6 protein-coding genes and 3 pseudogenes are annotated in these 7,449 nt (G+C 69.4%); 7 read left to right on the top strand and 2 right to left on the bottom strand.

What is annotated here, in order from left to right; translation table 11 throughout:
• The first annotated feature begins 286 nt into the window (after window positions 1-286).
• The 6 genes and pseudogenes from ACFWWR_RS43005 to ACFWWR_RS42980 form a co-directional block, all read left to right on the top strand.
• Window positions 287-853, top strand: a complete 567-nt coding sequence (locus ACFWWR_RS43005; RefSeq protein ID WP_384309617.1) for an NAD(P)H-binding protein — start codon at window positions 287-289, stop codon at window positions 851-853.
• 47 nt (window positions 854-900) lie between these two features.
• Window positions 901-1,302, top strand: a complete 402-nt coding sequence (locus ACFWWR_RS43000; RefSeq protein WP_384309611.1) for a RidA family protein — start codon at window positions 901-903, stop codon at window positions 1,300-1,302.
• A gap of 22 nt (window positions 1,303-1,324) precedes the next feature.
• On the top strand, window positions 1,325-1,489 hold the full coding sequence (locus ACFWWR_RS42995) for a hypothetical protein (protein WP_383876084.1): 165 nt from the start codon (window positions 1,325-1,327) through the stop codon (window positions 1,487-1,489).
• Window positions 1,490-1,563: 74 nt separating this feature from the next.
• A pseudogene (locus tag ACFWWR_RS42990) lies at window positions 1,564-2,672 on the top strand (NADH:flavin oxidoreductase/NADH oxidase).
• A gap of 73 nt (window positions 2,673-2,745) precedes the next feature.
• Window positions 2,746-3,468, top strand: coding sequence for an SDR family oxidoreductase (locus tag ACFWWR_RS42985; RefSeq protein ID WP_384309614.1), 723 nt, complete (start codon window positions 2,746-2,748; stop codon window positions 3,466-3,468).
• Window positions 3,469-3,620: 152 nt separating this feature from the next.
• A pseudogene (locus tag ACFWWR_RS42980) lies at window positions 3,621-4,065 on the top strand (ADP-ribosylglycohydrolase family protein); the annotation flags it as partial.
• Window positions 4,066-4,128: 63 nt separating this feature from the next.
• Here the strand turns inward: ACFWWR_RS42980 and ACFWWR_RS42975 are convergent.
• Window positions 4,129-4,575, bottom strand: a pseudogene (locus ACFWWR_RS42975) (hypothetical protein); the annotation flags it as partial.
• 181 nt (window positions 4,576-4,756) lie between these two features.
• Entirely contained in the window at window positions 4,757-5,479 is a 723-nt protein-coding gene (locus ACFWWR_RS42970) for a DUF4232 domain-containing protein (protein WP_384309609.1), read from the bottom strand.
• Window positions 5,480-5,630: 151 nt separating this feature from the next.
• On the opposite strand from ACFWWR_RS42970, the gene ACFWWR_RS42965 reads away from it, so the two are divergent.
• Entirely contained in the window at window positions 5,631-7,436 is a 1,806-nt protein-coding gene (locus tag ACFWWR_RS42965; protein ID WP_383876109.1) for an alkaline phosphatase D family protein, read from the top strand.
• Window positions 7,437-7,449: the final 13 nt, after the last annotated feature.

Below are 7,449 nucleotides of genomic sequence, written 5' to 3'. Positions count from 1 at the left end.
GTCCCTGCCCGCCCGACGCTCTGCGTCCTGTTCGCACGGCAACACCGTCGAGTACACGACGGAGTTGGAGCTGCTGGAAGATCTGGGGGCCGGGCCGGCACATGGCGGGCGACAACACCTTCACCTACTTCCTCGACCGAAGCCGGCGCGCATGACACGGCCGGAGCCGCGCATGTACTCGTCGACCCCGCGCATCTCGAAGGGCGCATGAAGTGCATGACGTCGCCGATGTGCGGATGGCCGAGCGTGTCGGACAGCCGGAAGCCGAGGGGACTCGGTAACCGGCCTGCATCGCGGGCCCGCTCAGGCCGAGACCGTGCGGGAGGCCGGCGGGAATCCGGTGATCGGCGATCTCATCACCGACCAGGTCGATGACCTCGCGCGGAAGATGCAGGGCCATGACGCGGTGGTCTTCTCGGCCGGCGCGCACGGCACCGGCATGGACAAGACGACCCTCATCGACGGCAAGGGCCTTCAGGCGGCCGCCGACGCGGCCGCGCTCGCCGGGGTGACGCGGTTCGTCCTGGTCTCGGTGTTCCCCGACGCGCTGCGCGGCGGCGAGGGCGGCGAGGGCTTCGAGCACTACATCAAGGTCAAGAAGACTGCCGACGTGTACCTGACGCGCACGGACCTCGGCTGGCTGATCGTCCGTCCCGGAACCCTCCTGGACACCCCCGGCAGCGGCCGGGTCACGGCGGGCCCCGCCGTCGAGTACGGCGACGTGCACCGCGACGACGTCGCCGCGTTCATCGACGCCGCCCTCCACGAGCCCGCCCTGAACCGGGTGATCGTCGAGCTCACCTCCGGCGACACCCCCGTCGCCGACGCCGCAGCGCAGCTCGCGGCCGCCTGACCTCCTACCCCAGTCGGCAACCGCACCACCAGCAAGGAGTAGCACCAGTGACCGCCGTAGACTCCTACAGCCACGACGTCTCCGGTAAGAAGGAGTTCGGCTTCGCCCAGGCCATCAAGGTCGGCGACACGATCTACGTCTCCGGGCAGCTCTCGCACGACGACGAGGGCAACTTCCTCTACCCGGGCGACTTCGACGCTCAGCTCCGACAGTCCTACGCCAACTTCGAGAAGGTGCTCGCCCACTACGGTGCCACGCGCAACCAGGTCGTGTCCGAGACCCAGTTCATCGTGGACCTGCCGAAGTACAGCATGGCGATGGCCGCGGCGAACCTGGCCTATTTCGGTGACCACCGCCCCACCAGCTCCACCATCGGAGTCGCCTCGCTGTTCTTTCCGGGTCAGCTCATCGAGGTCAACTTCGTCCTCGACACCCGCCTGCCGGCCTGACCATGAGCCCGGCACGGGCCGGGTGACGCAGGCAGGGCGGACCGCCGTCGGCCCTGTCCCTCGCGAGGACATCGCCGCCGTACTGCTCGCCCTGCTCGACGAACCGCGCCTCGACGGCCGGACCGTCGAAGTCATCGGCGGCGACACCCCAATCGCGGACGCCGCGGCTTCCCCCGCCGCCCGCTGAACGCTTCCCACCACTCTCCCCTTAGACGCCTGCCTTCTTACGGCCTGCCCTTCCCCACCCGAAAGAGAAATGCCGTGAGCGTGCTGTTCACCCCCCTCACCCTGCGATGTCTTGAGATACCCAACCGGGTCTGGATGTCCCCGATGTGCATGTACTCCGCCGCCCCCGAGGGCCCGGGGACCGGTGCGCCGACCGACTTCCACCTCGCCCACCTCGCCTCCCGTGCCGCCGGTGGTGCGGGCCTGGTCATGGCCGAGGCCACCGGTGTCCGGCCCGACGGGCGCATCAGCCCCTGGGACCTGGGCCTGTGGAACGACCGCCAGCAGGAGGCGTTCACCCGCATCACCGAGGCCATCAAGGCGCACGGTGCCGTCCCGGCCATCCAGCTCGCCCACGCCGGCCGCAAGGCAGCGGTGGACAAGCCCTGGTTGTCCGACCGGTACCTGCCCGAGTCCGAGGGCGGCTGGCAGCCCGTCGCCCCCAGCGCGATCGCGTACGACGGCCTGCCCGTCCCGCACGAGCTGACCGTGGAAGAGATCCAGCAGCTCGTACGCGACTTCGCCGACTCCGCGCGGCGCGCGCTGGCCGCCGGGTTCCAGGTCGCCGAGGTGCACGGCGCCCACGGCTACCTGATCAACTCCTTCCTCTCTCCGGCTTCCAACCACCGCACCGACGCCTACGGTGGCAGCTTCGAGAACCGCATCCGCTTCGCCCTGGAGGTCGTCGACACCGTCCGCGCCGTGTGGCCCGAGGACCTGCCGGTTTTCTTCCGCACCTCCGCCACCGACTGGCTGACCGAGAATCCCGAGGACACCCGCGAGGGCTGGACCGGTGAGGACACCGTCCGCCTGGCCAAGGAACTCCAAGCCCGCGGCATCGATCTGCTCGACGTGTCCACCGGCGGCACGGTCCGCGACGCCAAGATCGTCGCCGGACCGAACTACCAGGTCCCCTTCGCCACCCAAGCCCGCCAGGCCACCGGCATCCCCACAGCAGCCGTCGGCATCATCAACGAGCCGCAGCAGGCGGAGGAGATCCTCACCAGCGGGCAGGCCGACGCCGTCTTCCTCGGCCGCGAACTGCTCCGCAACCCCTACTGGGCCCAGCACGCCGCGCTCGAACTCGACGCCGAGCCCCGCTGGCCCGCCAGTACGCCTACGTCGTCAAGCGCCGCAAACGCTGACCGCTCCACCCCTTCACAGCCTCCGCCGCACTGCCCTCACCAGGGAATGCGCGCTGAACAACCGCACTGAGAGATCCCCGTAAACCACCTGCAGGACAAGGTCGTCGTCATCACCGGCGCTTCCTCCGGCATCGGCGCCGTCAGCGCCAAGGCCCTCGCCGCCCGCGGCCAGGAAGACCTCGACCAGCTGGTCGCCGACATCGAGAAGGCCGGCGGCACCGCCGCCGCCCGGCTCACCGACGTCGCCGACGCCGCGGACATGCAGGCACTGGCCGACTTCACCATCGCCACCTACGGGCGCATCGACGTCCTCGTCAACAACGTCGGCCTGATGCTGTTCTCGTACTGGAAGGACCTCGCGCTCGACGACTGGAACCGGATGCTCGACGTGAACATCCGCGGCTACCTCAACGGCGTCCACGCCGTCATGCCCGTGATGCTCCGCCAGAAGTCCGGACACATCCTGAACATGGATTCGGTGGCCGGCCACCAGGTCGGGGACGGCGCCGGTGTCTACAGCGCGGCGAAGTTCTTCGTGCAGGCCATGACCGAATCCATGCGCAAGGAACTCGGCGTCCGCGAAGGCATCAAGGCATCCACGATCAGCCCCGGCGTCATCGACACCGGCTGGGCCGACAAGGTCACCGACCCCGCCGGGCGCAAGGCCGCCCAAGAGCTCAACACCATCGCCATCAACCCCGAGGCCATCGCCGACGCCGTCGTCTACGCACTCGACCAGCCCGCCGACGTCACCGTCAACGACCTGGTCATCTCCCTCACCCGCCAGGACTGGTAGCACCCCGGGCCCCGGTCGAGGGCCCTTGCGCCCCGAATTTCCCACGCGTGCTCGTACGCGGTCTTCAGCCGCTCGGGGTACAGCTTCCCGACCGAGGCGACCTCGATGCCGAGCCGCTCGGCCAGGTACTCCACCACGCGAGCGACCATAATCTCGCCGCCCTCACCCACGGTGACCGCGCGGCCTGGGAAGGCACCGCGATCTTCCACGAACTCATCCGTGTCACGTTCGAGGACACCGACCCTCTCACCGCGCTCCCGGACATCTTGGCTCTTGTCCACCCCGACCACCGCGGCCGCTACGCCACTGTCCTCGCGCCCGACTGGCACCCCGATCAGGCGACCGAGTTCAACGGTGCCGTCTGGCCCTGCCTGGGCTCCGCCGTCTGGGCCCTGCGCACCACCACCAGCTTCGAAGAAGCGATACGCGCGACGATCGACCTCGGCGGTGACCGGAGGCCTCGCGGGGGCGTACTACGGGCTGGACGCAATCCCTGCCCACTGGACCCAGCCGCTCCATGTCCCTCTCCCAGGCTTCGACGGACGCGTGCTGCACCTGGCAGATCTGCTTCACCTTGCACACCGCCTCGGAGGCTGAACCGGGTCCTGCTCCGCGATGGCACCTTCGACGAACTCCAGCCCTCAGCCGCAGCCATCTGGCCAGCGGCTCCGCAAGGAGGACCACTCGATCAGCTATGACATCGAAGCCGAGCACCGGATGGCCACAGGCACCCTACGGATCCATCCGCACCGGCTTGCCCAACCGCCGCCCGATCTCCCGCAGGAAGCCGCAGAACACATCAAGTCGCCCCTGTCCCTGCAACTTGCGCAGATCAACGTCGAAATCGATCTCCTAGTCCGAAGAGAAGTGGAAGATCGCCAGCACTTCAAGTGTCAGCCTGACACGCGCATTCGGGCACTCGGCATCCGCTGGTCGAGACAGCGCGGCCTCCGCCCGAGGCAGGGGAAGCACCCGCCCCTCCTTCGGAGTACTGGCACTTCCAGCCCCTCTGCAGTTGTGCACCGAGGCATTGGGGACACGCACGTCCGGTAGCGATCCCACGGCGACAACTACGCCTTGGAGCAGGACGAGACCGAGCTCCCCCAAGACCCGTCCCCCCCTGGTCTGCGGGGCCCGGCATGGACGCACTCCAGGCGCGGCTCGAGGGGCCCGGGGGCGAACGCCACGGTGGAACGCTTCCGGATCACGCCCGAGGCCTCCGCATTGCGTCGAGGGTGGTCGCGATCTTCGACGTGGCCGTCGGCACGGGCTGAGCCGACGGGGAACCTCACGGCCCGGGCGAGAACGCCTTCACTCGTACTCCGGTGTCGCAGATACGTACCGCCTGCTTCTTCCCGCTGGTGTTGGTGAATGCAGGTGTGAGGGGTCGGGACTCGCCGGGCGGGACGATGTCGAGTCCGGTGATCGGGTCGCACTCGTCGAGGCCGGCGAAGGTGAGCGAGGCGGAAGCGGAGTCTCCGGGAGCGAGCGTGAACTTCGCGGCGTCGGCGGCTGATCCGTCCCAGTCCACCGGCAGCTCGGTCCGGCCGGCCTTGCCGGTGAAGAGGAGGGAGGGGAAGCCGCGTACCGTGCAGGAGTCGGCGCCCTTGTTGGTGATCACGACGGAGGCCCGGCCTTGACCGGTGCTGCGTGCCACGGCTTTCAGGTTCTTCGTACGGCAGTGGTCTGCGGCGGGGCTGGGGAGGGAGTCGGCTCCGAGGAGGACCCCCGGCGGGGAGGACGCGCTGCCATTGCCATTGCTGCCACCGCCACCGCTGCCGTCCGAGGTGCCGCTTTCGTCGGCGCCCAGTGACCCGCCGCTCTGCGGACCGCCGGCCTGCGACCCGCCCCCGTCCGCCGCGCTCGACGAACCGGAACCGGAACCAGAGGCGGTAGCAGAACCGCTTCCCGAACCGTCCGCAGCACCCGACGACGACGAGCATCCCGCCGTGCCGACGGCAAGGACGACGAACAGGACCGTGCTTCCTACGGACATCAGTGGTCGGCGCATGTCTCCTGCCGGTTGTTCGAACGAATTGACGGACCCGGTCCCACAGGTGTGAGGGTATTGCATAGAATCCACGCTGATCACGTTCACCGGCGCTGCGCAGGGCACCGCCTTTGGGGGGGAAGGCACGGCTGTGCACCCGAGCGACAACAGCATGGACCCGGGAGCTATACACCGCAGGCGCTTTCTGGGCGCGGGAGCGGTCACGCTGGGAGCCGCGAGCGCGGTGGCCGCCGGCCAACTGCTGCCGGGCAGCGCCTCGGCCTCCGTCGGCGGGTCCGCCGCCACGGCCGGTGCCGGTACGTCGGTCAGCGGCACGGTCTTCAAGCTGGGCGTCGCCTCCGGCGACCCGCTGCCCACCGCGGTCGTGCTGTGGACCAGGGTGCTGCCCGCGAATCCGGGCAGCTCCGGCATCCTGCCCCCCACCGTCGCGGTGACCTGGGAGCTCGCCTCGGACAGCGGTTTCACCACAATCGTCAAGAGCGGTACGGCGACGGCGAGCAGCAGCCTCGGTTACAGCGTCCATGTGGACGTCACGGGCCTGAGCCCGGCCACCGACTACTGGTACCGGTTCAAGGCGCTGAGCCGCACCTCCCGCACCGGCCGCACCCGCACCGCCCCCGCTGCCGGAAGCACCCCCCAGAAGCTGCGGATCGCTCTCGCCTCCTGCCAGAACTGGGCGCACGGCTACTTCACCGCCTACCAGGACATGCGCGACCAGAAGCCGGACCTCGTGCTGTTCGTCGGCGACTACATCTACGAGAGCCCGGCCTACTCCACCCGCGTACGCCGCCACGAGGGCACGGGCTCGCCCGTCACGCTCACCGAGTACCGCGCCCGGCACGAGCAGTACAACACCGACCCGGACCTGCAGGCGATGCGCGCCGCCGCCCCCTTCGTCGTCGTTTTCGACGACCACGAGGTGGAGCAGGACTGGGCCGGTGACGTGGCGAACGACCCGGTCACCTGGCCCACCGACAAGTTCCTGGCCCGCCGGGCGGCCGCCTTCCAGGCCTTCTACGAGCACATGCCGATCCGTGCCGCGCAAAAGCCCAGCGGCCCCGACGTCTTGATGTACCGCAAGCTCGACTTCGGCACCCTCGCCCGGCTGCACGTCCTGGACACCCGGCAGTACCGCGACGACCAGGCGACCACCGCCGACGGGGCCACGCAGAGCGGCCGCGTCATCATGGGCGACACCCAGCGGAACTGGCTGGTGAACAGCGCACGCAGCTCCGGCAGGCAGTGGAACCTGGTCGCCTCCCAGGTGATGATGGCCGAGACCGACTTCCTCGCCGGGGTCGGCAAGGAGTGGGCGTACGACGCCTGGGACGGCTACCAGAAGGAACGGGCCTCCCTGCTCGCGGAGTTCAGGGACGTCCGCAACCCCGTGGTGCTCTCCGGCGACCGGCACCGCACCATCGTCAGCGACCTCAAGCTGGACTTCGACGACGTCAACTCGCCCGTTGTCGGCGCCGAGTTCGTCGGGACGTCCATCTCCAGCGCCGGAGACGAGGACCTGGCGGCCTTCGCCGCCGAGTGGGCGCCCAAGCTGGCGGACAACCCGCACTGGAAGATGATCGACGCCCGGCGCGGCTACCTCCTCCTCGACATCACCGCGGAGCGCATCGAGGCACAACTGAGGACGGTCTCCACCGTGTCCACGAGGAACGGGACGACCACCCAGGCCGCGATCTTCCGGGTGGAGGACGGTGTGCCGGGCGTCTACCAGGTCGGGGTGCAGACCGCGTCCTCGCCCTCGGCGAGCACGAGCGCCAAGGAGTCCGCGCCACCGACGGACACGGCCACCCCGGCCGGCACGGCCGAGACGACGGCCTCAACGGATCAGACGGGTTCGGCCGAGTCGGCAGGGCCGTCGGCCACAGCGACCGAGTCTGCGAGCGCCATCCCCACCACGTCCTCGGCGACCCCCTCCACCACACCCTCCACCACCCCCTGATCCTCCGGGAGAG

Origin of the sequence: Streptomyces sp. NPDC058678 (assembly GCF_042714835.1) — a bacterium.
Taxonomy (GTDB): Bacteria; Actinomycetota; Actinomycetes; order Streptomycetales; family Streptomycetaceae; genus Streptomyces.
Note: the sequence above shows the minus strand (reverse complement) of the source record. Positions and strands in the feature narration are given on the sequence as shown.

Coding starts and splice junctions, on each gene's coding strand:
- ACFWWR_RS42970 (WP_384309609.1), bottom strand. CDS start 5,479: ATGCGCCGACCACTGATGTCCGTAGGAAGCACGGTCCTGTTCGTCGTC.
- ACFWWR_RS42965 (WP_383876109.1), top strand. CDS start 5,631: ATGGACCCGGGAGCTATACACCGCAGGCGCTTTCTGGGCGCGGGAGCG.